Source organism: Pseudomonas wadenswilerensis, assembly GCF_900497695.1.
In the GTDB taxonomy this organism is placed as follows: domain Bacteria; phylum Pseudomonadota; class Gammaproteobacteria; order Pseudomonadales; family Pseudomonadaceae; genus Aquipseudomonas; species Aquipseudomonas wadenswilerensis.
On sequence record NZ_UIDD01000004.1, the window covers coordinates 432,401 to 453,078 of the forward strand.

Below are 20,678 nucleotides of genomic sequence, written 5' to 3' on the forward strand. Positions count from 1 at the left end.
GATGGGCTACGAAGTAGCCCCCAAGAGCTTTAATGCAGCCTGACCCAGACACTCACCAGCACCGTCGCCGCCACCAGCCAGGCCACCGCCGCCAGGGCCAGCGAAGCCTCCAGGCGCAGGCGATCGACCAGCAGGTACAGCGCCGCCAGGTAGACGAAGTAGGGGATGATCGACCACATGCCGAACAGGATGGTGGTCTTCAGGTCATCCAGCGAGCGGCCCTTGCCGACGATGTAGTGGGCGATCAGGGCGAAGGTCGGGAACAGCGGCACCAGGCCGGCAATATAGTAGTTGCGGGTCTTCGCCAGGGCGGCAAGGATCACCACTACGGCAGCGCCCAGGCAGGCTTTGAGTATCAGGTCCACGTCTTGTCCCGTTTCACCGGCCGGTTAGCCCAGGCCATATTTTTTCACTTTGTCGAACAGCGTGGTCTTGGCCATGCCCAGCTCCTGGCTCGCCTGGCTGAGGTTGCCGCCGGTGCGCTGCAAGGCATCGCTGAGCAGATTGCGTTCGAAGGCCTCGACCGCCTCGGCAAAGCCCAGGCCCTGGTTGGCACTGGCCCCGGCCTTCTTGAATGCGGGCAGGCCCAGGGCGTAGCGCTCGGCGACGTTACGCAGTTCGCGCACGTTGCCCGGCCAGTCGTGGGCCATCAGCCGCGACAGGGTCTGGCTGTCCAGTTGCGGGGTTTCCCGGTCGAAGCGCAGGGACGACTGCTGCAGGAAGTGTTCGAACAGTTGCAGGATGTCTTCACGGCGCTCGCGCAGTGGCGGCAGCTCCAGGGTCACCACGTTCAGCCGGTAGTACAGGTCGCTACGGAACTGCCCGCTCTGGCCCAGGGCGTCGAGGTCGGACTTGGTCGCGGCGATCACCCGGCAATCCACGGCAATGCTCTGGTTCGAGCCCAGGCGCTCCAGGGTGCGCTCCTGCAATACACGCAACAGCTTGATCTGCAGGTTGAGTGGCATGCTTTCGACTTCGTCGAGGAACAACGTGCCGCCGTTGGCGTGCTCGATCTTGCCGATCCGCCGTTTACCGGCGCCGGTAAAGGCGTTGGCCTCGTGGCCGAAGATTTCGCTCTCGAACAGGTTCTCCGGCAGGCCGCCGCAGTTGAGCGCCACGAACGGCGCGCCCTGGCGGCGGCTGAAATCGTGCAGGCAGCGGGCGACCAGTTCCTTGCCGGTGCCGGTCTCGCCTTCGATCAGCACGTTAGCCGAGGTATCGGCGACGTTGGCGATCAGTTCGCGCAGGTTCTGCATGGCCGGCGAACGGCCGATGATGCGCCCTTCAAGGGTGCTTTGCCCGGCCAGTTGGCGGCGCAGGGCGAACACTTCGCGGGACAGGCCGCGTTGTTCCAGGGCACGACGCACCACTTCGACCAGGCGTTCCGGGGCGAAGGGCTTTTCCATGAAGTCGTAAGCGCCGTTACGCATGGCACCGACCGCCATGTCGATGTCGCCGTGGCCGGTGATCAGCACCACCGGCAGGCTGCGGTCGCGGGCTTTCAAGCGGCTGAGCAGTTCCAGGCCATCGATGCCGGGCAGGCGGATATCGCTGACAACGATGCCGGCAAAGTCATCGCCGATGCGCTGCAGGGCTTCTTCGGCGCTGCCGACGCCTTCGCAGGCGATGTCTTCCAGCGCCAGCGCCTGCTGGCAGCCGAGCAGCACATGCGGGTCGTCTTCGACAATCAGGACGGTAAGGGGCGCTTGGTTCATAGGGACTCGGCTGATTCTGTGGGGGCATTGACCAGCGGCAGGCTAAGCACGAACGCGGTACCGCCAGTGGCGGGATGTTCGACGCTGAGGCTGCCCTTGGCGGCGGCGGCGAGGCTGGCAGACAGGGTCAGGCCCAGGCCCAGGCCGTGCTCTCCCGGTTTGGTGGTGAAAAACGGTTCGAACAGGTGCTTGCGCGTTTCGTCATCGATGCCGTGACCGTTGTCGCGCACCCGCAGGCGGTATTTGTCGCCCAGCAGCTCGCCTTCCAGCCACAGTTGCGGCATGGGTTGCGCGGCCATGGCATCGAGGGCGTTGCCGATCAGGTTGACCAGGATCTGCTCCAGGCGGGTCTGGTCGATAGCCAGCTTCTGGTCTTCGTAGTTGCTGTGCAGCTGCAAATGGCAGCCGGCGATGCGGTTGCCCAGCACCTGCAGGCTGGCCTCGACGGCCTTGCTCAGCGAGGCCTTGCCGCTGTCTTCACCGCGGCGGGCGAAGGAGCGCAGGCTGGCAGTGATACGGCCCATGCGGTCGATCAGGTCGTTCATGGTGCGCAGGTTGGTGCTGACGGTTTCCAGCGCGCCGCGTTCGAGGAAGCGCACGCTGTTGCCTGACAAGGTGCGCAGGGCGGCCAGCGGCTGGTTCAGTTCATGGGCGATGCTGGTCGACATCTGGCCGATGGCTGCCAACTTGCCGGCCTGGACCAGTTCATCCTGGGCGTGGCGCAAAGTCTGTTCGGCATGCCGGCGTTCGCGGATCTGGCCCTTGAGGCGTTCGTTGCTGGCGCGCAGGTCGGCAGTGCGTTCGGCGATCTTGCGTTCCAGTTGACTGTTGGCTTCTTCCAGCGCTTCACGAGCGGCCAGGCGGGTGGCAATCACCTTGCGCCGTTCGTTCCAGGCAATCAGCAGGATGGCCAGCAAGGCAAAGGCGACGCCGACCAGGATGCCCTGGACCATGGATTCGCGGCGCAGGTCCTGCAAGGGCGTGAGCAGGGTGAAGTGCCAGGGCGTATCGCTCAGGCGCCGGGTTTGCGCGAGATAAGCCACTTCGCGGCGGCCGTCGCCGAGTTCGGCATTGGCCGGGAAGCTCAGCTTCTCGACACCGTCGGCGATTTTCTCTCGCGACAGCGGTTCCAGTTCATTCAGCGGCCACCAGTAATACTGCAGGCTGCGCGCCAGGCGCTCCTTGATTTCCGGGGTCAGCGGGCGCACCGACTTGAGCCGCCGCGCCGGGTCGCTGGAGAGGATGATGATGCCGTTCTCGTCGCTGACAAAAGCTTCAAGGCGTGCCCGTTGCCAGCGTTCTTCCATGGCCTCCAGGCGCACCTTGATCACCGCTACACCAATGATCTTGCCGTGTTCTTCGAGGCCGTGGGCAAGGAAATAACCCGGCTCGCCGGTGGTGCTGCCGATGCCGTAGAAGCGCCCTGGCTGGCCACGCACGGCGTCCTGGAAATAGGCGCGGAACGACAGGTCTTCACCGAGGAAACTGTCGACATCGCGCCAGTTGCTGGTGGCCTGGACCCGGCCGGTGGTGTCGAGGACGAAGATCGCCCGGCTACGGCTGCGGCGGTTCAGGCCTTCAAGGTATTCGTTGACCGCCTGGCGGTGTTCGCCATCGGCTTCGGTGAGCAGGTTGGAAACGTTGTTTTCAAGCTCCAGCAGGCTCGGCAGGTAGGTGTACTTGCTGATCTCGCTCTCGACCGCGCGCGCGTGCAGCTCGAGCTGGCGCTCGCCGTTTTCGCTCAAGGTGCGGATGCCGTTGTGTTCGCTGATCATGAAACCGGCCACGCCCAGACCGATCATCAGCAGGATGATCAGTGGCGGTAACAGCAGTTGGCGGATCAGACGGGGTTTCACGGCAAGGGCAGGCTTGGCAGGGCGAAAGAGCGTAGGGTCGCATTTCATCACAGTAGCCCGGTAACTAACAGCGCTGCCTGCCCGGCGTACACCGGACAAGCAGCGTTGTGACCTCAGTGTTGCAGGATCTTGCTGAGGAAGTGCTGGGTACGCTGGTCGCGTACGCTCTGGTCACCAAAGAATTCTTCCTTGGTGCAGTCTTCGATGATGTTGCCCTTGTCCATGAAGATCACCCGGTTGGCGACCTTGCGGGCGAAGCCCATTTCGTGGGTCACGCACATCATGGTCATGCCTTCATGGGCCAGCTCGACCATTACGTCCAGTACTTCGCTGACCATTTCCGGGTCCAGTGCCGAGGTCGGTTCGTCGAACAGCATGACGATCGGGTCCATCGACAGGGCGCGGGCAATGGCCACACGTTGCTGCTGGCCACCGGACAGTTGCCCCGGGTGCTTCTTGGCGTGGGCGCTGAGGCCGACGCGCTCGAGCAGGGCCAGGCCCTTCTTGGTCGCTTCGGCTTCGCTGCGGCCCAACACCTTGCGCTGGGCAATGGTCAGGTTTTCGGTGATGGTCAGGTGCGGGAACAGCTCGAAATGCTGGAACACCATGCCGACCCGCGAGCGCAGCTTGGGCAGGTTGGTCTTGGGGTCGGCAATCGAGGTGCCGTCGACGATGATGTCACCCTTCTGGAAGGGTTCCAGGGCGTTGACGCACTTGATCAGGGTCGACTTGCCCGAGCCCGACGGGCCGCAGACCACGACCACTTCGCCTTTCTTGACCTCGGTGTTGCAGTCGGTCAGAACCTGGAAGTCCCCGTACCACTTGTTGACGTTCTTGATGGAGATCATACGGTTATCCTTTTCTGCAGACGCTTGACCAGGAAGGAAGCGGAGAAGCTGATGACGAAGTACACGACGCCGGCAAACACCAGGAACTCATTGGAGCGCCCGATGATGTCGCCACTGGCCCGTGCCGAGTTGAGGAAGTCGACCAGGCCGACGGTGTACACCAGCGAGGTATCCTGAAACAGGATGATGCTCTGCTGCAGCAGCAGCGGGGTCATCTTGCGAAACGCCTGGGGCAGGATGATCAGGCGCATGGTCTGGCCGTAGGTCATGCCCAGGGCCTGGGCGGCGCCCATCTGGCCCTTGGAGATCGACTGCACGCCGGCACGGACGATTTCACAGAAATACGCCGCCTCGAACATCATGAACGCCACGACGCAAGAGGTGAAGGCCCCGACCGGGGTGTCTTCGCCGGTGATCCAGCGCAGCACGAACGGCACCGCCAGGTAGAACCAGGTGATGACCAGCAGCAGCGGGATGGAGCGGAAGTAGTTGACGTAGGCGCCGGCAAAATTCGACAGCAGCTTGCTCGACGACAGGCGCATCAGGGCCAGGATGGTGCCGAGCACGATACCGCCGACAATGCCCATGACCATCAGTTGCAGGGTCATGACCATGCCGTTCCACAGGCCCGGCAGGGCAGGGATGATTCCACTGAAGTCCATTATTTGCCCCCCACGGAGATCAGTCCGGGTACCGCGACTTTTTTCTCGACCATGCGCATCAGCAGCATCAGGCCCATGTTCAGGGTGAAGTAAATCAGGGTGGCCAGGGTGAAGGCTTCAAACAGGTTGGCCGAGAACTCGGCGGTCTGCTTGGTTTGCGCCAGCAGCTCCATCAGGCCGATCAGCGAGGCCACCGAGGAGTTCTTGAACACGTTCAAAAATTCCGAGGTCAGTGGCGGAATGATGATCCGGTAGGCTTGCGGCAGCAGCACGTTCCAGTACACCTGCGGCAGGCTGAAGCCCATGGCGCGGGCGGCGGCTTCCTGGCCGCGGGGCAACGCCTGGATACCGGTACGCACTTGTTCGCAAACCCGCGCAGCGGTGAACAGGCCCAGGCAGACGACCACACTGATCAGTGCCGAGGTGGTCGGGTTGAGGTCTTGCTTGTACCACTCCTGCAGGTTCTCCGGCAGCAGGTCGGGCACCAGGAAGTACCAGATGAACAGCTGCACCAGCAGCGGTACGTTACGAAAGAGTTCCACGTAGGCGGTGGCAATGCCCGATACCAGACGGTTCGGCACAGTACGCATGACGCCGAGTACCGAACCCAGCAGCAATGCGATGATCCAGGCGGCAATGGCAATGGCGATGGTCCAGCCCAGGCCGGTGATATACCAGTCCAGATAGGTTTCGCTGCCGACGCCAGTGGACTTGAAGAATACGCCCCAGTCCCAGTTGTAATTCATCGGGATCTCCCCTCAGATCAGTTGTTTCACGGGCACCTTCGAGCATCCGGGGGCGCAAGGCGCCCTCGGATGAAAGGTTAGACACTAACTAGCTGGGGATCAGGACTTCTTTTCGTCTGCAGCTTTGTCGGTAGGATTGGCGATCAGCGCCTTGAGCTCGTCGCTCATCGGGAACTGCAGGTTCAGGCCTTTAGGTGGGACTGGCTGGTTGAACCACTTGTCGTAGATCTTGTTGATCTCGCCCGACTTGTAGAGCTCGACGATGGCCTTGTCGACGGCAGCCTTGAACGCCGGGTCGTCCTTGCGGACCATGCAGCCGTAGATTTCATAGGACTGCGGCGTACCGACGATTGCCCAGCCTTTCGGGTTCTTGGCCTTGGCCATTTCACCGGCGAGCAGCGCGTCGTCCATCATGAAGGCCACGGCGCGGCCGGACTCGAGCATCTGGAACGACTCGCCGTGGTCCTTGGCCGAGATGACGTTCATCTTCATCTGCTTGTCGGCGTTCATGGCCTTGAGGATGCGCTCGGAAGTGGTACCGGCGGTGGTGACCACGTTCTTGCCGGCCAGGTCCGGGAAGTCCTTGTACTTGGCGTTTTCCGGCTTGCCGTCTTCTGCCTTGGTCAGCAGGCGGGTACCGACTTCGAAGATACCGACCGAGAAGGCGACCTGCTGCTGGCGCTCGACGTTGTTGGTGGTCGAACCACATTCGACGTCAACGGTGCCGTTCTGTACCAGCGGGATACGGGTCTGGGAGGTGACGAGGTTGTATTTGACCTTCAGGTCCGGCTTGTTCAGGTCCTTTTTCAGGGCCTCGACGATTGCCAGCTGGATGTCATGGGAGTAACCGACGGGTTTGCCCGAAGCGTCGGCGATGTAGGAGAACGGAATGGAAGCGTCGCGGTGCCCCAGGGTAATGGTGCCCGACTCGTTGATCTTTTTCAGGGTGCCGGTCAGTTCGGCAGCGAAGGCTGGCGCACTGATCAAAGCGGCCGCAACAGCGGCGCCCAACAGATGGGGAACGATACGCATCAAAATTTCCTCGACGTTGTTTTTTTTATGGAGCCGTTGGCCGGCTCTTTCGTTCAGCGAACACTGCAGTGAAGCGGTTTGCGCATTCGGGTACTGAGTGTAGAGCATGACTCGTGCCAAGCCCTGATTTCGATCATAACGCCATGAAAAATCGGGGGATTAATCTTTTTTGACGGTTTGCGGGAGGTAGGATTCGTCCGGATGGCCGAATGCGGTGGGGTTTGGTGTTCGGAAATCCGAATGATGGGCCGCGTCCGAGGGCAAGCCCGCTCCCAGTGTAGGAGCGGGCTTGCCCCGCGATGTTGGTCAGCGACTAGGCAGCTTGAACCCGCGCGCGATTCAGCTCCAGGCGCTGAAGATAGTCCTGCAAAGCCTGTTGTTCAGCTGCGGTAGTGAACAGCCCCAGCTTGCTCCGGCGCCAGAGGATGTCATCGGCATTCACCGCCCATTCCTCACTGCACAGGTAATCCACCTCACGGGTGAACAATCCGCCGCCAATCGCCTCACCCAGGTCTTCCGGGCCTTGTACGCCTTCCAGCAGGCGCCACACGCGGCTGCCATAGGTACGTGCCCAACGCTTGGCGATTTCGGCGGGCAACCAGCCGTAGCGGGCCAGGATGGCATCGACCAGCGCTTGCGGGGTGCTCATGTCTTCGCCGCCCGGCAGAGGGGCGGTAGCCGTCCAGCTACCGCGCATCTGGGTGAAGAACGGGGCCAGCTCGGCCATCGCCGACTCGGCCAGTTTGCGGTAGGTGGTCAGTTTGCCACCGAATACCGACAACAGCGGTGCTTCGCCAGTGCTGGCCGACAGCGCCAGGGTGTAGTCGCGGGTAACGGCCGACGGGTTGTCGGACTCGTCGTTGCACAACGGACGAACTCCGGCATAGGTGTGGAGGATATCGGCGCGGCTGAGCTGGTGATTGAAGTGCTCGTTGACCACTTTCAGCAGGTAATCGGTCTCGCCCTTGGTGATTGCCACTTTCGCCGGGTCGCCAGTGTATTCGCGGTCGGTGGTGCCGATCAGGGTGAAGCGTTCCAGGTACGGAATGGCGAAGACGATGCGCTGGTCTTCGTTCTGCAGGATGTAGGCATGTTCGCCGTCGTACAGCTTCGGCACGATCAGGTGACTGCCCTGGATCAGGCGGATGCCATATGGCGCGTCGAGCTTGAGGTCGTCCTGGATGAACTTGGCCACCCACGGGCCGGCCGCATTGACCAGGGCACGGGCCTGGATCGACTGCTGGCTGCCGTCGGCGTTTTCCAGCTGCACGTTCCACACACCATCGACCCGGCGGGCGCTGGTGCAGCGAGTGCGAGTACGAATATCGGCGCCTTTTTCACGGGCGGCCATGGCGTTGAGCACTACCAGGCGGGCGTCGTCTACGGCGCAGTCGGCATATTCGAAACCACGGGTGATCGCCGGTTTGAGCGGATTGCCCGGGCCGAAGCGCAGGCTGCGCGAAGCGCCGAGCTGCTTGCGCTTGCCCAGGTGATCGTAGAGGAACAGGCCGGCGCGGATCATCCATGCCGGGCGCAGGTGCGGGCGGTGCGGCAGGACGAAGCGCATCGGCTTGACGATATGCGGCGCCTTGGCCAGCAGCACTTCGCGCTCGGCCAGGGCTTCACGCACCAGGCGGAATTCGTAATGTTCGAGGTAGCGCAGGCCGCCGTGGATCAGCTTGCTGCTGGCCGAGGAGGTATGGCTGGCCAGGTCGTCCTTTTCACAAAGGAACACGGAAAGACCGCGTCCGGCTGCATCGGCGGCAATCCCCACACCATTGATGCCACCGCCGATTACGGCGAGGTCATAGATTTCGGCAAGGGCGGGCGATGACACGCTGGATTGGGACACGGGTGGCCTCCTGAAGGTCTTTCCGACATCGAATCTGAACATTAATGTTCACTTTCGAAAATACTAGCGCAACAGAATGCTGCTCGCCAGTCACTTCCCATAGAAAATACTGATCAGATGACAAATAAATGAAAAATAACGAACATTCGAGCTGCCATCGTTGCGATGGCAGCTTGCGGCGGCTCAGACCACTTCGAGGCGGATCTTGTACTGGTTGAGCAGTTGGCTGAGGGCGGGCACTGGTGCCTGGTCGGTCACCAGGCAGTCGATCAGGCTGATCGAACCCAGGCGCACCATGGCATTACGGCCGAACTTGCTCGAGTCGGCGGCGAGGATCACCTGGCGGGCATTGGCGATGATTGCCTGGGATACCCGCACTTCCTGATAGTCGAAATCCAGCAGGCTGCCGTCTTCATCGATGCCGCTGATGCCGACCAGGGCGAAGTCGACCTTGAACTGGTTGATGAAGTCGACACTGGCTTGGCCGACCACGCCGCCGTCGCGACGTACATTGCCGCCGGCCAGCAGCACTTCGAAATCATCCTTGGCACTGAGGATCGAAGCCACGTGCAGGTTGTTGGTGATGATTTTCAGGTGGTTGTGGTTGAGCAGGGCGCGGGCGATGGATTCGGTGGTCGTGCCGATGTTGATGAACAGCGAGGCGTGGTCGGGAATCTGCGCAGCAATGGCTTCGGCGATACGCTGTTTTTCATCGCGCATCTGGTCGGCGCGCATGGCGTAGGCGGTGTTTTCGATGCTGGAGTCGTAGGCTGCGCCACCGTGGTAACGGCGCAGCAGATTGACCTCCGCCAGCTGGTTGATATCACGGCGGATGGTTTGCGGGGTGACGACGAACAGCTGCGCCATTTCTTCGATACTGACATAGCCGCGTTCGCGGACCAGTTCGAGGATTTGTTGTTGGCGAGGGGGCAGATTCATGGGCGGTCCTTTGGGGCAGCCGGGCAAATTGCGCCATGAAAACAGCTCAAGCTGCAAGCTGCAAGCCACAAGATGATTCGTGGCCTACACGCTTGCAGCTTGTAGCTTACAGCTTGTTTCTACTGCTCACTCCTCGTGCGGTTCCCAATCGCGCGTGCGATCCACGGCCTTCAGCCAGCCGGCGTACAGCTTCTCTTTCTGCACTTCGTCCAGTTGCGGGGTGAACTCGCGCTCGATGATTGCCTTGCCGCGCAGTTCATCCAGGCTGCCCCAGAAACCGCAGGCCAGGCCCGCCAGGTAGGCCGCGCCGAGGGCAGTGGTTTCACGCATTTGCGGGCGCTCGACGCAGGTGCCGAGGATGTCGGCCTGGAACTGCATGAGGAAATTGTTGGCTACAGCACCACCATCGACCCGCAGCTCGCTCAGGCGCTGGCCGCAGTCCTGCTGCATGGCGTCGAGTACGTCACGGGTCTGGTAGGCGATCGACTCCAGCGCCGCGCGGATGATGTGATCGACCTTGACCCCGCGGGTCAGGCCAAACAGCGCGCCACGGGCGTAGGGGTCCCAGTACGGTGCGCCCAGGCCGGTGAAGGCCGGTACCAGGTACACGCCGTTGCTGTCTTTGACCTTGCTGGCGAAGTATTCGGTGTCGTGGGCGTCGTTGACGATCTTCAGCTCGTCACGCAGCCATTGCACGGTGGAACCGCCGTTGAAAACGGCGCCCTCCAGGGCGTAGGCCACTTCGCCGCGAGGGCCGCAGGCGATGGTGGTGAGCAGGCCGTGGGAAGATTTGACCGCCTTGTCGCCGGTGTTCATCAGCAGGAAGCAGCCGGTGCCGTAGGTGTTCTTGGCCTGGCCGGGCTCCACGCACATCTGGCCGAACAGCGCGGCCTGCTGGTCGCCAGCGATACCGGCAATGGCGATACCGCTCTTGGTGCGGCCGTAGACTTCCGAGGAGCTGCGCACTTCGGGCAGCATCTGCCGAGGGATGTTCAGCACCTCGAGCATCTTCTCGTCCCACTGAAGGGTGTGGATGTTGAAGAGCATGGTGCGCGAGGCGTTGGTGTAGTCGGTGACGTGGACCTTGCCGCCGGAGAATTTCCAGATCAGCCAGCTGTCGACAGTGCCGAACAGCAGGTCGCCACGCTCGGCGCGCTCGCGGGCGCCTTCGACGTTGTCGAGGATCCACTTGAGCTTGGTGCCGGAGAAGTACGGGTCGGTGACCAGGCCGGTGGTTTCGCGGATGTAGTCCTGCAGGCCGTCACGCTTGAGCTGTTCGCAGATCTCGGTGCTGCGCCGGCATTGCCAGACAATGGCGTTGTACACCGGACGACCGGTTTCCTTGTCCCACACCACGGTGGTTTCACGCTGGTTGGTGATACCGATGGCGGCTACCTGGTCGTGGCTCAGGCCTGCCTGGGCCAGGGCTTCGACCATGGTCGCGCTCTGGGTGGCGAAGATTTCCATCGGGTCGTGCTCGACCCAGCCGGCTTGTGGGTAATGCTGTGCGAATTCGCGCTGCGAGGTGCCAACCACGTTGGCATCACGGTCGAAAATGATGGCCCGCGAACTGGTCGTACCCTGGTCCAGGGCAATGATGTAGTTCTTGTTCTGGGTGTCTGTCATGTCGTTGGCCTTGCACTAAATAGGGTGGAGATCAGGGCGGGGCGAGCCTGGCTCGCCACTGCAGGCATCAGGATGCCTGGGTCTTGCCCTGAGGGTTGGCGTCGGTCTGGGCGCTTTCGCTCTCGGCAACCGGCAGGTTGCGGGCGATCACACTGCGGTACAGGGCAGCCCCAAGGCTTGCCCCTATGATCGGCGCAAAAATCGGAATCAGGAAATAGGGAATATCACGACCGCCAGTAAAGGCGACTTCGCCCCAGCCGGCGAGGAAGGTCATCAGCTTGGGCCCGAAATCCCGCGCCGGGTTCATCGCGAAGCCGGTCAGCGGGCCCATGGCGCTGCCGATCACTGCAATCAGCAGGCCGATCAGCAGGGGCGCCATGGCGCCGCGCGGCAAGCCGTTGTTGTCATCGGTCAGGGCCATGATCACCGCCATCAGTACGGCGGTGATGATCACTTCGACCAGGAAGGCCTGGCCGGTGGACAGCGCCGGGTGCGGGTAGGTGGAGAACACCGAGGCCAACTCGAGGCTGGCCTGGCTGCCACGGATCATTTCATGGGCTTGTTCGAAATCGAAGAACAGGTTGCTGTACAGCGTGTAAACCAACGCTGCGCCACAGAAGGCGCCGGCGATCTGGGCGACGACGTAGAACGGCAGTTTGTGCTTCTCGAAACCGGCGAACAGGCACAGGGCGATGCTTACCGCCGGGTTCAGGTGCGCGCCGGAAACCCCGGCGGTCAGGTAGATCGCCATGCTCACGCCGACGCCCCAGATGATGCTGATTTCCCACAGGCCAAAGCTGGCACCCGCTACTTTGAGCGCAGCGACGCAACCGGTGCCGAAAAAGATCAGCAGTGCGGTGCCGAGAAATTCGGCCATGCACTGGCTTGAAAGTGTTGGTTGTCGCAGAGCAGTCGTCATTCGTTACCTCGGTTCTTGTTGTTGTGAGGCGCAGTGAGCGCTCGACAAAAACCCGACAGAAATCCCCATTTCGGTCGGGCGGCGGCAGGAAATGCACCTTAACGGGGCATAGCTATATTCAGAATCGAAAAAATATAGACAAGAAACGCTTATGTCAAAGGTCGAAAGTGAACCACCATTCACAATCTGACTATTGGAGGCGGTGATGGGCGTTGGTTGCGGTTGGGGTTTTGCCCTAAAGTAGCCAGCGAAATGGCATTCACCCTACTGTTTGGAGTCCTGCATGACGCCCGCCCTGGATCTGCTGAAAAAGGTTCGCGCCGAACACCATATCCACAGTTACGAACATGACCCCAAAGCTGCGTCCTACGGCCTGGAAGCGGCGGAGAAGCTCAATCTTGAGCCGGCGCAGGTGTTCAAGACCTTGTTGGCCAGTAGCGAAAAGGGCGAGTTGCTGGTGGCGGTGGTGCCGGTGGTCGGTAGCCTGGATCTGAAGGGCCTGGCCCATGCTGCCGGGGTAAAGAAGTGCGAGATGGCCGATCCGGCGGCGGCCCAGCGTTCGACCGGTTACCTGCTGGGCGGGATCAGCCCGTTGGGCCAGAAGAAGCGCCTGCGTACCTTTATTGACGAAACCGCTCAATCCTTTGAAACAATTTTCGTCAGTGCCGGCCGCCGGGGTCTGGAAGTCGAACTGGCCGCTGCGGTGCTGGCCGAGCACACCCAGGGAAAATTCGCCGCCATTGGTCGTGACTGACATCTGTATGCTCAAAATCGCTTGATTCTGTCTCTGTCGGTCGTCAGTGCTTGGCGGGCATGCTCTGTGGCCCGCCACTGAGAGAAATCGTCCCATGCAGCTTGAATTCCATCAGGTCGATGCCTTCAGCGACCGTCCCTTTGCCGGCAACCCGGCCATGGTCTATCGCCTCGGCAGCTGGCTCGCCGATGAGCTGATGCAGCAGATTGCCGCCGAACACAACCTGGCCGAGACTGCGTTCGTCGTCCCCCATACCGAAGGCTGGCAGATTCGCTGGTTCACCCCGACCACCGAAGTACCGCTGTGTGGCCACGCGACCCTGGCCAGTGCTCATGTGTTGCTGGAGGTCTATAACGTGCCGGGCGAGCGGTTGCTGTTCCAGAGTAAATCCGGCCCGCTGAGCGTAAGCCGCGAGGGCGGGCGCTTGCAGCTGGATTTTCCGCGTGTCGATCCGCAACCGCTGGATGAAGCGCTGCCGGTGGCCGAAGCCCTGGGCTGCCCGGTGCTGGAAGTATGGAAAACCAGCGAACTGTTGGTGCGGGTCGAATCCGAGCAGGTGTTGCGCGCTTGTACGCCGGACATGACAGCACTGGCGCAATTACCGGGGCTGGGAGTGATCGTCACGGCGCCAGGTATCGAGCACGACTTTGTTTCGCGCTACTTTGCGCCGGGGATAGGCATACCGGAAGATCCGGTGACAGGTTCCACCCACTGCAGCCTGATCCCGTACTGGGCGCAGCGCCTGGGCAAGAGCGAGCTGCGCGCGTTCCAGTGTTCGAGTCGCGGCGGTGAGTTGTTCTGCCGGCTGGAGGGGGAGCGGGTGAAGATTGCCGGGAATGCCAGGCTGGTGGCCAGTGGGGTTTTGATGATTTAGAAGCATCGCGGGGCAAGCACGCTCCCACATGCCCCGCGATTGGCCTTACATCAGACCGCCGAGCTGTACCGGCGAACGCCGTTCTCCGGCACCGGCAACTGCGCCGCCACGCTGCCCGGAACGGCAAACACCACCAGGTGATCCGCCGCCACTTCAATCCCTACTTCGGCACCGACCTGATGGTCGTTGTGGCTCGGGAAGATCGCTTCCAGCTGGCTGCCGGTCGGCAGTTGCAGGCGATACAGGGTCGAGGCGCCAAGGAAGCTCTTGCCCACGATCAGCGCCTTCAGCTCGCTGCGCGGCGCATGGATGATGTCGTCCGGGCGCAGCAGCACATCCACGGCGCTACCAGGTGTCAGGGTATAGGCACGGTTGCCGCGCAGTTCACCGAGCTCGGTGCGTACCGATTCCGGGCTGGTCAGCTGGCCGCGAATGAAATAGCCCTGGCCAATGAAGCTGGCCACAAACGGCGTCAGCGGTTCGTGGTAGAGGTTGTAGGGGGTATCCCATTGCTCCAGGCGACCTTCCTTGAACACACCGACGTGATCGCTGACGGCGAAGGCTTCTTCCTGATCGTGAGTGACCAGGATCGCGCTGGTGCCACGGCTTTTGAGGATGTCGCGCACTTCGTGGCTCAGGCGCCGGCGCAGCTCTACGTCGAGGTTGGAGAACGGCTCGTCGAGCAGCAGCAGTTGCGGTTCGGGCGCCAGCGCGCGGGCCAGGGCCACACGTTGCTGCTGGCCGCCGGAAAGCTCGTGGGGGTAGCGTTTGCCCAGGCCGCCGAGCTTGACCAGCTCGAGCATCTCTTCGACCACCTGGCGCTGTTGCGGGTGCTTGCCGATACCGAAGGCAATGTTCTCGGCCACGGTCAGGTGCGGGAACAGCGCGTAGTCCTGGAACACCATGCCGATCCGGCGTTTCTCCGGTGCCAGGGTGAATCCGGCCTTGGAGATGACCTCGCCGCCCAGCTGGATCTCGCCTTCGTGCACCGGCTCGAAGCCGGCGATGGCGCGCAGGGTGGTGGTCTTGCCGCAGCCTGAGGAGCCCAGCAGGCAACCGATGTCGCCGGCGTTCAGGTGCAGGTTGAGGTTCTGGACGATGCGCTGCTCGCCATAGCCACAGGCGAGCTCGCGCAGGTTAAGCAGTAAAGGTTGACTCATGCGTGGTGATAGGCCGGTTCAACAAGAAATTCGAGAAGCGCCTTCTGTGCATGCAAGCGGTTTTCGGCCTGGTCCCAGGCGACCGAACGGGGGTCGTCGAGCAGGTCCAGGCTGATTTCCTCGCCGCGGTGAGCGGGCAGGCAGTGCATGAACAGGGCATCGGGTGCTGCCAGGTCGAGCAGTTCGCGGGTTACCTGGTAAGGCGCGAACAAGGCCAGACGCCGTGCAGTTTCCTCTTCCTGACCCATGGAAGTCCAGACATCGGTGCTCACCAGGTGGGCACCCTGCACCGCATCCTTGGGTTCACGGAAGATCTGCACGCGGTCACCGGCCTGGGCCAGGAACTGCGGATTGGGCTCGAACTCGGCCGGGCAGGCGATGCGCAGCTGGAAGTCGAACTGGATCGCCGCTTCTATATAGCTGTTGCACATGTTGTTGCCGTCGCCGATCCAGGCCACGGTCTTGCCCTGGATGGCGCCGCGGTGCTCGAGGAAGGTCTGCATGTCGGCCAGCAGCTGGCACGGGTGCAGGTCGTCGGACAGGCCGTTGATCACCGGCACCCGCGAGTTGGCGGCGAATTCGGTCAGGGTGCTGTGGGCAAAGGTACGGATCATCACCGCATCGAGCATGCGCGACATAACGATGGCGCAGTCGCCAATCGGCTCGCCACGGCCCAGCTGGGTGTCCCGTGGCGAGAGGAAGATGGCCTGGCCGCCAAGCTGGATCATGCCGGCTTCGAACGACAGGCGGGTGCGGGTCGAGGACTTTTCGAAGATCATCCCCAGCACGCGGTTTTTCAGCGGTTCGAACAGTACGCCGCGGTTACGCAGGTCCTTCAGCTCGATACCTCGACGGATCACACTGAGCAGTTCGTCGGGTGTGAAATCCATCAGGGAGAGAAAGTGCCTAGCGCTCATTTTTGACTACCTTTTTGCAACAGACCGCAGATCAGCCATACCGGTTTTTCAAAACAACGGAAGTGACCTGCGGCGAAAGCCGCACGGGGCGACGAATTAGGGGAAGACGCAATACTATAATTAAATGTCGCGTCATACCAAGAGGGGGTTTCGTCGCCGATGTTTCAGGCAGTGTCGTAACCCATTGGTCAGAAGCTTTTTTTATACGTTACACAAGGGTTTTACACTGCCTGCCAGCGCCTTGGCAAACCCGGCAGCGGCCCCGCGGCGAATCGCTGCGCCTGATGCCTGAAGATTCACGCGACAAACCTCACTGGTCGCCAGGCCGGGTCAGGCTCATAGTCGGTTGATCCCAGACACCCGAGCAAGAGGTGGCCATGAACAAGACCCAGCATCACCGTGCCTGTCATCTATGTGAAGCCATCTGCGGCTTGACCCTGGAGATCACCCACGAACCCGATGCCGCGCCGCGCATCACTTCGATCAAGGGCGACCCCGAGGACAGCTTCAGCCGCGGCCATATCTGCCCCAAGGCGGTGGCCTTGCAGGATATCCAGAACGATCCGGATCGCTTGCGTGCGCCACACAAGCGCGTCGCTGACAGCTGGCAGGCGATCAGTTGGGAGGAAGCCTTCGAACTGGCCGCGCAAAAGCTCTGGGCCATCCAGCAGGCCCACGGGCAGAACGCCGTGGCCGTCTATCAAGGCAACCCGAGTGTGCACAACTACGGGCTGATGACCCACAGCAACTACTTCCTCGGCCTGCTCAAGACCCGTAACCGCTTCTCTGCCACCTCGGTGGACCAGCTTCCGCATCACCTGACCAGCTACCTGATGTACGGCCATGGCCTGCTGCTGCCGATCCCGGACATCGACAACACCGAGTTCATGTTGATCCTTGGCGGCAACCCACTGGCCTCCAACGGCAGCATCATGACCGTGCCGGACGTCGAGAAGCGCCTCAAGGCAATCCAGGCCCGCGGCGGCAAACTGGTGGTGGTCGACCCGCGCCGTAGCGAGACGGCGGCCATGGCCGACCAGCATGTGTTCATCCGTCCTGGCGGTGATGCGGCGCTGCTCTGCGGCCTGCTCAACACTTTGTTTGCCGAGGGCCTTACCTGCCAATCGGCATTGCCGGTCGATGGTCTGGACGAGGTGCAAGCGGCGATCGCGCCGTTCACCGCCGAGACCATGAGCCCGCTGTGCGGCGTCGATGCCCAGGTAATTCGCCAATTGGCCCGGGACTTTGCCGCCGCCGACAAGGCGGTCTGTTACGGGCGCATGGGCGTCTCGACCCAGGCCTTTGGCACCTTGTGCCACTGGCTGGTGCAGTTGATCAACCTGGTCAGCGGCAACCTCGACCGCGTGGGTGGCGCCCTGTGTACCGAGCCTGCGGTGGATCTGGTGGCCAGTACGTCGGGTGGGCATTTCAATGTCTGGCAGAGCCGGGTCTCCGGGCTTCCCGAGTACGGCGGCGAATTGCCGGTGGCGGCCCTGGCCGAAGAGATGCTGGTCGAAGGGGAAGGGCAGGTTCGCGCGCTGGTGACGGTCGCGGGTAACCCGGTGCTGTCCACGCCCAATGGCCGGCAGCTGGAGCGGGCCCTGGACGGCCTTGAGTTCATGCTCAGCATCGACCTGTACATCAACGAAACTACCCGTTACGCCGACCTGATCCTGCCGTCCACCTCGGCACTGGAGAACGATCACTACGACACCACCTTTAATCTGTTCGCGGTACGCAATGTCAGCCGCTTCAATCGGGCCATGCTGCCCAAACCCGAAGGCGCCTTGCATGACTGGGAGATCTTCGTCGGCCTGGCCAAGGCCTTTGCCGCTCTCAGCGAGAGGCCGTTGAAGCCGACCTTGCCGCCGGCGCAAATGATCGATATCGGCTTGCGCCAGGGCCGATATGGGGATGCTTCGGCGTTCAAACTGTCGCTTGAGACCCTCGATCAGTACCCGCATGGCATCGACCTGGGCCCGCTGCAGCCGAACCTGGCTGCGCGTTTGAAGACGGCTAACCAACGGGTTCAAGCCGCACCGCCGGAGATTCTCGGCGACCTGCAGCGCTTTGCCGGGCAACAGCCGCTGGCGGCGGATCAACTGCTGCTGATCGGTCGTCGCCATGTGCGCAGCAATAATTCCTGGATGCACAACTACCATCGCCTGGTGAAAGGCAAGCCGCGTCACCAGCTGTTGATGCATCCGGATGACCTGGCCGGCCGCCAGTTGCAGGATGGCCAGCGGGTGCGGGTCAGCTCGCGGGTCGGGGAAATCGAGGTCGAGGTGCAGGCCAGCAGCGACATGATGCCGGGGGTGGTCAGCTTGCCCCATGGCTTTGGCCATGCCCGTGCCGGGGTGCGCATGGAGATCGCCCAGGGCCAGCCCGGCGCCAGCGCCAACGACCTTACCGATGAGCGCCAGCTGGATGCGGTGTCGGGCAATGCGGCGCTCAACGGCGTGCCGGTGCAGGTGGTTGCGGCCTGATATCGGCAAGGCCGAGCGTCCTGCTCGGCTTTCCGATACAATGCGTCACCGTGCCGACAACCAGGTCGGAAAGTTCAGCCGCGAGGTGCTTCATGGATATCATTGAAACAATCAAAGAGCAGATTGCCAACAACACCATTCTGCTTTACATGAAAGGCTCGCCGAATGCCCCGCAGTGCGGTTTTTCGGCCAAGGCGGCGCAAGCCGTGATGGGTTGTGGCGAAAAATTCGCTTACGTGGATATCCTGCAGAATCCGGAAATCCGCGCCAACCTGCCAAAGTACGCCAACTGGCCAACCTTCCCGCAACTGTGGGTTGCCGGTGAGCTGGTCGGCGGTTCCGACATCATGGCCGAAATGTTTGCCAACGGCGAACTGCAGACCCTGATCAAGGAAGCTGCAGCCAAGGCTGAGGCAGCCAAGGCCTGATTCCAGGTTTGGTCAAAAAAAAGCCCCGCAGTGCGGGGCTTTTTTGTGCCTGTAGGGCAGGGCGGTGAACTTACTCGCCCATTTGCGACTGCAGGTAGTTCTCCAGCGTGACCTTGTCGATCAGGCTCAGTTGGGTTTCCAGCCAGTCGATGTGCTCTTCCTCGGCTTCGAGAATGTCTTCGAGCAGCTCACGGCTGCCGAAGTCGCCGACGGTCTCGCAGTGGGCGATGGCGGCCTTGAGGTCGACCAGGCCTTTTTGCTCGATCTTCAGGTCGCACTCAAGCATCTCTTTGGTGTGCTCGCCAATCAGCAACTTGCCCAGGTCCTGGACGTTGGGGATGCCTTCGAGGAACAGAATACGCTTGATCAGTTTGTCAGCGTGTTTCATCTCTTCGATGGATTCTTTGTACTCGTGCTTGCCGAGCTTCTCCAGACCCCAGTCCTCGTACATGCGTGCATGCAGGAAGTATTGGTTGATTGCGACCAGCTCGTTTCCGAGGATCTTGTTGAGATGCTGGATGACGCTAACGTCGCCTTTCATGATGGGGTCCTGCCCTGTAAGTGTGTCTATAAAGGCAAGTCTGAGCCTCGCAACTTCTACTGTCAAACCTAAGTTATTGAATAATAAATGAAAATTAATCGGAATAAGAATGTTTGTGTTCCGCGTTAAACCTCTAACTACTTGAATTACAGGCATAAAAAAACCGGACACTGGGTCCGGTTCTTGGAATTCGCTGAATTATGCTGCAGTAAATTCTACAGGATAGGGCAGGGCAGCCTGGCTGACCTGAAGCTCGGTGAGGGTTTCGCGCACTACCTGCTTGGCCAGGCAGGCACATTTGCCACACTGGCTCGCCACGTTGGTGGCGGTTCTGACTTCCTTGTAGCTGCAGCATCCTTCATAGATCGCATCGCGGATCTGTCCGTCGGTCACACCAACACAAAGACACACATACATAGGGCTGACCATCGCTGGTTAAGGCTCAATGCGAAGAAGCTTAATGTTAATGAGAATGCTTGTCAAAACTCTTTCTGCAAGGCGCGGACTAGAGCGACCAACGGCAGATTGTCGAGCATTCGGACTGAAATTCGGCGAGTCGCGCCGGGCGGTGTATGATGGTCGGCCATTTCGATGCCGGGCCGCTGCATGCTGGCCTGTGCAAGATGATTCCACCCCATCAGGAGATATCGCATGAGCGTACTCGTTGGCAAAAATGCCCCGGACTTCACCGTTCCAGCTGTTCTGGGCAACGGCGAAATCGTCGACAGCTTCAACCTGGCTTCGGCCATCAAGGGCAAGTACGGCCTGGTGTTCTTCTACCCGCTGGACTTCACCTTCGTCTGCCCGTCCGAGCTGATCGCCCTGGACCACCGCATGGCCGAATTCAAGGCGCGCAACGTTGAAGTGATCGCCGTGTCGATCGACTCGCACTTCACCCACAACGCCTGGCGCAACACCCCGATCAATGCCGGCGGCATCGGTCAGGTCCAGTACATCATGGCTGCCGACATGAAGCACGACATCGCCAAGGCCTACGACGTAGAGTCCGAAGGCGGCGTAGCTTTCCGTGGTGCTTTCCTGATCGACGACAAGGGCGTTGTTCGCTCGCAGATCGTCAACGACCTGCCGCTGGGCCGCAACATGGACGAGCTGCTGCGTCTGGTCGACGCCCTGCAATTCCACGAAGAGCACGGCGAAGTCTGCCCTGCCAACTGGAAAAAAGGCGACAAGGGCATGACCGCTTCGCCAGAAGGCGTTGCTGCTTACCTGAGCGAGAACGCTGGCAAGCTGTAATTGCCAGGCATAAAAAAACCGGCCTTGATGGCCGGTTTTTTTATGCCTGAAGGAGCGGGCTTGCCCCGC

21 protein-coding genes are annotated in these 20,678 nt (G+C 61.4%); 5 read left to right on the top strand and 16 right to left on the bottom strand.

What is annotated here, in order from left to right:
- Positions 1 to 29: 29 nt before the first annotated feature.
- The 11 genes from CCOS864_RS06725 to CCOS864_RS06775 form a co-directional block, all read right to left on the bottom strand.
- A complete protein-coding gene (locus CCOS864_RS06725; RefSeq protein ID WP_162195932.1) occupies positions 30 to 356 on the bottom strand; it encodes a GlpM family protein in 327 nt (108 codons plus the stop codon).
- A 33-nt stretch (positions 357 to 389) separates the two neighbouring features.
- Positions 390 to 1,715: a two-component response regulator AauR gene (gene aauR / locus CCOS864_RS06730; RefSeq protein ID WP_115085607.1), complete on the bottom strand. Its 1,326-nt coding sequence runs from the start codon at positions 1,713 to 1,715 to the stop codon at positions 390 to 392.
- Complete coding sequence (gene aauS / locus CCOS864_RS06735; protein WP_115085608.1) at positions 1,712 to 3,619, bottom strand: two-component sensor histidine kinase AauS; 1,908 nt, start codon at positions 3,617 to 3,619, stop codon at positions 1,712 to 1,714. Before aauS ends, aauR begins: the two co-directional genes overlap by 4 nt.
- Positions 3,620 to 3,684: 65 nt before the next feature.
- Positions 3,685 to 4,419 carry an amino acid ABC transporter ATP-binding protein gene (locus CCOS864_RS06740; RefSeq protein ID WP_115085609.1) on the bottom strand — a complete coding sequence of 245 codons (735 nt, stop codon included), beginning with the start codon at positions 4,417 to 4,419 and terminating at the stop codon, positions 3,685 to 3,687.
- A complete protein-coding gene (locus CCOS864_RS06745) occupies positions 4,416 to 5,084 on the bottom strand; it encodes an ABC transporter permease subunit (RefSeq protein ID WP_167458866.1) in 669 nt (222 codons plus the stop codon). Before CCOS864_RS06745 ends, CCOS864_RS06740 begins: the two co-directional genes overlap by 4 nt.
- Positions 5,081 to 5,827, bottom strand: coding sequence for an amino acid ABC transporter permease (locus CCOS864_RS06750; protein WP_115085611.1), 747 nt, complete (start codon positions 5,825 to 5,827; stop codon positions 5,081 to 5,083). The genes CCOS864_RS06745 and CCOS864_RS06750 overlap by 4 nt, the downstream gene beginning before the upstream one ends.
- Positions 5,828 to 5,926: 99 nt before the next feature.
- Positions 5,927 to 6,859, bottom strand: coding sequence for a glutamate/aspartate ABC transporter substrate-binding protein (locus CCOS864_RS06755; protein ID WP_115085612.1), 933 nt, complete (start codon positions 6,857 to 6,859; stop codon positions 5,927 to 5,929).
- 313 nt (positions 6,860 to 7,172) lie between these two features.
- Positions 7,173 to 8,711 carry a glycerol-3-phosphate dehydrogenase gene (gene glpD / locus CCOS864_RS06760; protein ID WP_115085613.1) on the bottom strand — a complete coding sequence of 513 codons (1,539 nt, stop codon included), beginning with the start codon at positions 8,709 to 8,711 and terminating at the stop codon, positions 7,173 to 7,175.
- Positions 8,712 to 8,894: 183 nt separating this feature from the next.
- Positions 8,895 to 9,650, bottom strand: a complete 756-nt coding sequence (locus CCOS864_RS06765) for a DeoR/GlpR family transcriptional regulator (protein ID WP_045197716.1) — start codon at positions 9,648 to 9,650, stop codon at positions 8,895 to 8,897.
- Positions 9,651 to 9,776: 126 nt separating this feature from the next.
- Positions 9,777 to 11,276, bottom strand: coding sequence for a glycerol kinase GlpK (gene glpK, locus CCOS864_RS06770; protein ID WP_115085614.1), 1,500 nt, complete (start codon positions 11,274 to 11,276; stop codon positions 9,777 to 9,779).
- Positions 11,277 to 11,343: 67 nt separating this feature from the next.
- Positions 11,344 to 12,195, bottom strand: a complete 852-nt coding sequence (locus tag CCOS864_RS06775) for an MIP/aquaporin family protein (RefSeq protein WP_115085615.1) — start codon at positions 12,193 to 12,195, stop codon at positions 11,344 to 11,346.
- Between the two features lie 283 nt (positions 12,196 to 12,478).
- On the opposite strand from CCOS864_RS06775, the gene ybaK reads away from it, so the two are divergent.
- Positions 12,479 to 12,949, top strand: coding sequence for a Cys-tRNA(Pro) deacylase (ybaK, locus tag CCOS864_RS06780; RefSeq protein ID WP_115085616.1), 471 nt, complete (start codon positions 12,479 to 12,481; stop codon positions 12,947 to 12,949).
- Between the two features lie 94 nt (positions 12,950 to 13,043).
- Positions 13,044 to 13,823 (top strand): PhzF family phenazine biosynthesis protein, encoded by a 780-nt coding sequence (locus CCOS864_RS06785; protein ID WP_115085617.1) that lies wholly within the window; start codon positions 13,044 to 13,046, stop codon positions 13,821 to 13,823.
- A gap of 50 nt (positions 13,824 to 13,873) precedes the next feature.
- Here the strand turns inward: CCOS864_RS06785 and CCOS864_RS06790 are convergent, their stop codons facing one another.
- Complete coding sequence (locus tag CCOS864_RS06790) at positions 13,874 to 14,983, bottom strand: ABC transporter ATP-binding protein (RefSeq protein WP_115085618.1); 1,110 nt, start codon at positions 14,981 to 14,983, stop codon at positions 13,874 to 13,876.
- The gene (gene argF, locus CCOS864_RS06795; RefSeq protein WP_115085619.1) at positions 14,980 to 15,900 is read right to left on the bottom strand and encodes an ornithine carbamoyltransferase; all 921 of its coding nucleotides are present in this window, start codon (positions 15,898 to 15,900) and stop codon (positions 14,980 to 14,982) included. The genes CCOS864_RS06790 and argF overlap by 4 nt, the downstream gene beginning before the upstream one ends.
- A gap of 377 nt (positions 15,901 to 16,277) precedes the next feature.
- On the opposite strand from argF, the gene CCOS864_RS06800 reads away from it, so the two are divergent.
- Together CCOS864_RS06800 and grxD are read left to right on the top strand one after the other, a co-directional pair.
- The gene (locus CCOS864_RS06800) at positions 16,278 to 18,386 is read left to right on the top strand and encodes a molybdopterin oxidoreductase family protein (protein WP_115085620.1); all 2,109 of its coding nucleotides are present in this window, start codon (positions 16,278 to 16,280) and stop codon (positions 18,384 to 18,386) included.
- A 92-nt stretch (positions 18,387 to 18,478) separates the two neighbouring features.
- Entirely contained in the window at positions 18,479 to 18,814 is a 336-nt protein-coding gene (grxD, locus tag CCOS864_RS06805) for a Grx4 family monothiol glutaredoxin (RefSeq protein WP_028943477.1), read from the top strand.
- A 70-nt stretch (positions 18,815 to 18,884) separates the two neighbouring features.
- Here the strand turns inward: grxD and bfr are convergent, their stop codons facing one another.
- The 3 genes from bfr to CCOS864_RS28170 all read right to left on the bottom strand — a co-directional run bounded on the left by bfr (position 18,885) and on the right by CCOS864_RS28170 (position 20,008).
- Positions 18,885 to 19,355 carry a bacterioferritin gene (gene bfr / locus CCOS864_RS06810; protein WP_115085621.1) on the bottom strand — a complete coding sequence of 157 codons (471 nt, stop codon included), beginning with the start codon at positions 19,353 to 19,355 and terminating at the stop codon, positions 18,885 to 18,887.
- Between the two features lie 198 nt (positions 19,356 to 19,553).
- Positions 19,554 to 19,772, bottom strand: a complete 219-nt coding sequence (locus CCOS864_RS06815) for a bacterioferritin-associated ferredoxin (protein ID WP_115085622.1) — start codon at positions 19,770 to 19,772, stop codon at positions 19,554 to 19,556.
- Between the two features lie 62 nt (positions 19,773 to 19,834).
- Positions 19,835 to 20,008, bottom strand: a complete 174-nt coding sequence (locus tag CCOS864_RS28170) for a hypothetical protein (protein WP_167458864.1) — start codon at positions 20,006 to 20,008, stop codon at positions 19,835 to 19,837.
- Between CCOS864_RS28170 and CCOS864_RS06820 the strand changes: the two genes are divergently transcribed.
- On the top strand, positions 20,007 to 20,609 hold the full coding sequence (locus CCOS864_RS06820; protein ID WP_010221038.1) for a peroxiredoxin: 603 nt from the start codon (positions 20,007 to 20,009) through the stop codon (positions 20,607 to 20,609). The two genes, CCOS864_RS28170 and CCOS864_RS06820, sit on opposite strands and share 2 nt — an antisense overlap.
- The last annotated feature ends 69 nt before the right edge of the window (positions 20,610 to 20,678 follow it).

Excerpts from the sequence above, each read along its gene's own strand:
- aauR (WP_115085607.1), bottom strand. The coding sequence starts at position 1,715 with ATGAACCAAGCGCCCCTTACCGTCCTGATTGTCGAAGACGACCCGCAT.
- aauS (WP_115085608.1), bottom strand. The coding sequence starts at position 3,619 with ATGAAATGCGACCCTACGCTCTTTCGCCCTGCCAAGCCTGCCCTTGCC.
- CCOS864_RS06740 (WP_115085609.1), bottom strand. The coding sequence starts at position 4,419 with ATGATCTCCATCAAGAACGTCAACAAGTGGTACGGGGACTTCCAGGTT.
- CCOS864_RS06750 (WP_115085611.1), bottom strand. The coding sequence starts at position 5,827 with ATGAATTACAACTGGGACTGGGGCGTATTCTTCAAGTCCACTGGCGTC.
- CCOS864_RS06755 (WP_115085612.1), bottom strand. The coding sequence starts at position 6,859 with ATGCGTATCGTTCCCCATCTGTTGGGCGCCGCTGTTGCGGCCGCTTTG.
- CCOS864_RS06765 (WP_045197716.1), bottom strand. The coding sequence starts at position 9,650 with ATGAATCTGCCCCCTCGCCAACAACAAATCCTCGAACTGGTCCGCGAA.
- glpK (WP_115085614.1), bottom strand. The coding sequence starts at position 11,276 with ATGACAGACACCCAGAACAAGAACTACATCATTGCCCTGGACCAGGGT.
- CCOS864_RS06775 (WP_115085615.1), bottom strand. The coding sequence starts at position 12,195 with ATGACGACTGCTCTGCGACAACCAACACTTTCAAGCCAGTGCATGGCC.
- ybaK (WP_115085616.1), top strand. The coding sequence starts at position 12,479 with ATGACGCCCGCCCTGGATCTGCTGAAAAAGGTTCGCGCCGAACACCAT.
- CCOS864_RS06785 (WP_115085617.1), top strand. The coding sequence starts at position 13,044 with ATGCAGCTTGAATTCCATCAGGTCGATGCCTTCAGCGACCGTCCCTTT.
- CCOS864_RS06790 (WP_115085618.1), bottom strand. The coding sequence starts at position 14,983 with ATGAGTCAACCTTTACTGCTTAACCTGCGCGAGCTCGCCTGTGGCTAT.
- argF (WP_115085619.1), bottom strand. The coding sequence starts at position 15,900 with ATGAGCGCTAGGCACTTTCTCTCCCTGATGGATTTCACACCCGACGAA.
- CCOS864_RS06800 (WP_115085620.1), top strand. The coding sequence starts at position 16,278 with ATGAACAAGACCCAGCATCACCGTGCCTGTCATCTATGTGAAGCCATC.
- grxD (WP_028943477.1), top strand. The coding sequence starts at position 18,479 with ATGGATATCATTGAAACAATCAAAGAGCAGATTGCCAACAACACCATT.
- bfr (WP_115085621.1), bottom strand. The coding sequence starts at position 19,355 with ATGAAAGGCGACGTTAGCGTCATCCAGCATCTCAACAAGATCCTCGGA.
- CCOS864_RS06815 (WP_115085622.1), bottom strand. The coding sequence starts at position 19,772 with ATGTATGTGTGTCTTTGTGTTGGTGTGACCGACGGACAGATCCGCGAT.
- CCOS864_RS06820 (WP_010221038.1), top strand. The coding sequence starts at position 20,007 with ATGAGCGTACTCGTTGGCAAAAATGCCCCGGACTTCACCGTTCCAGCT.
- CCOS864_RS28170 (WP_167458864.1), bottom strand. The coding sequence starts at position 20,008 with ATGCGATATCTCCTGATGGGGTGGAATCATCTTGCACAGGCCAGCATG.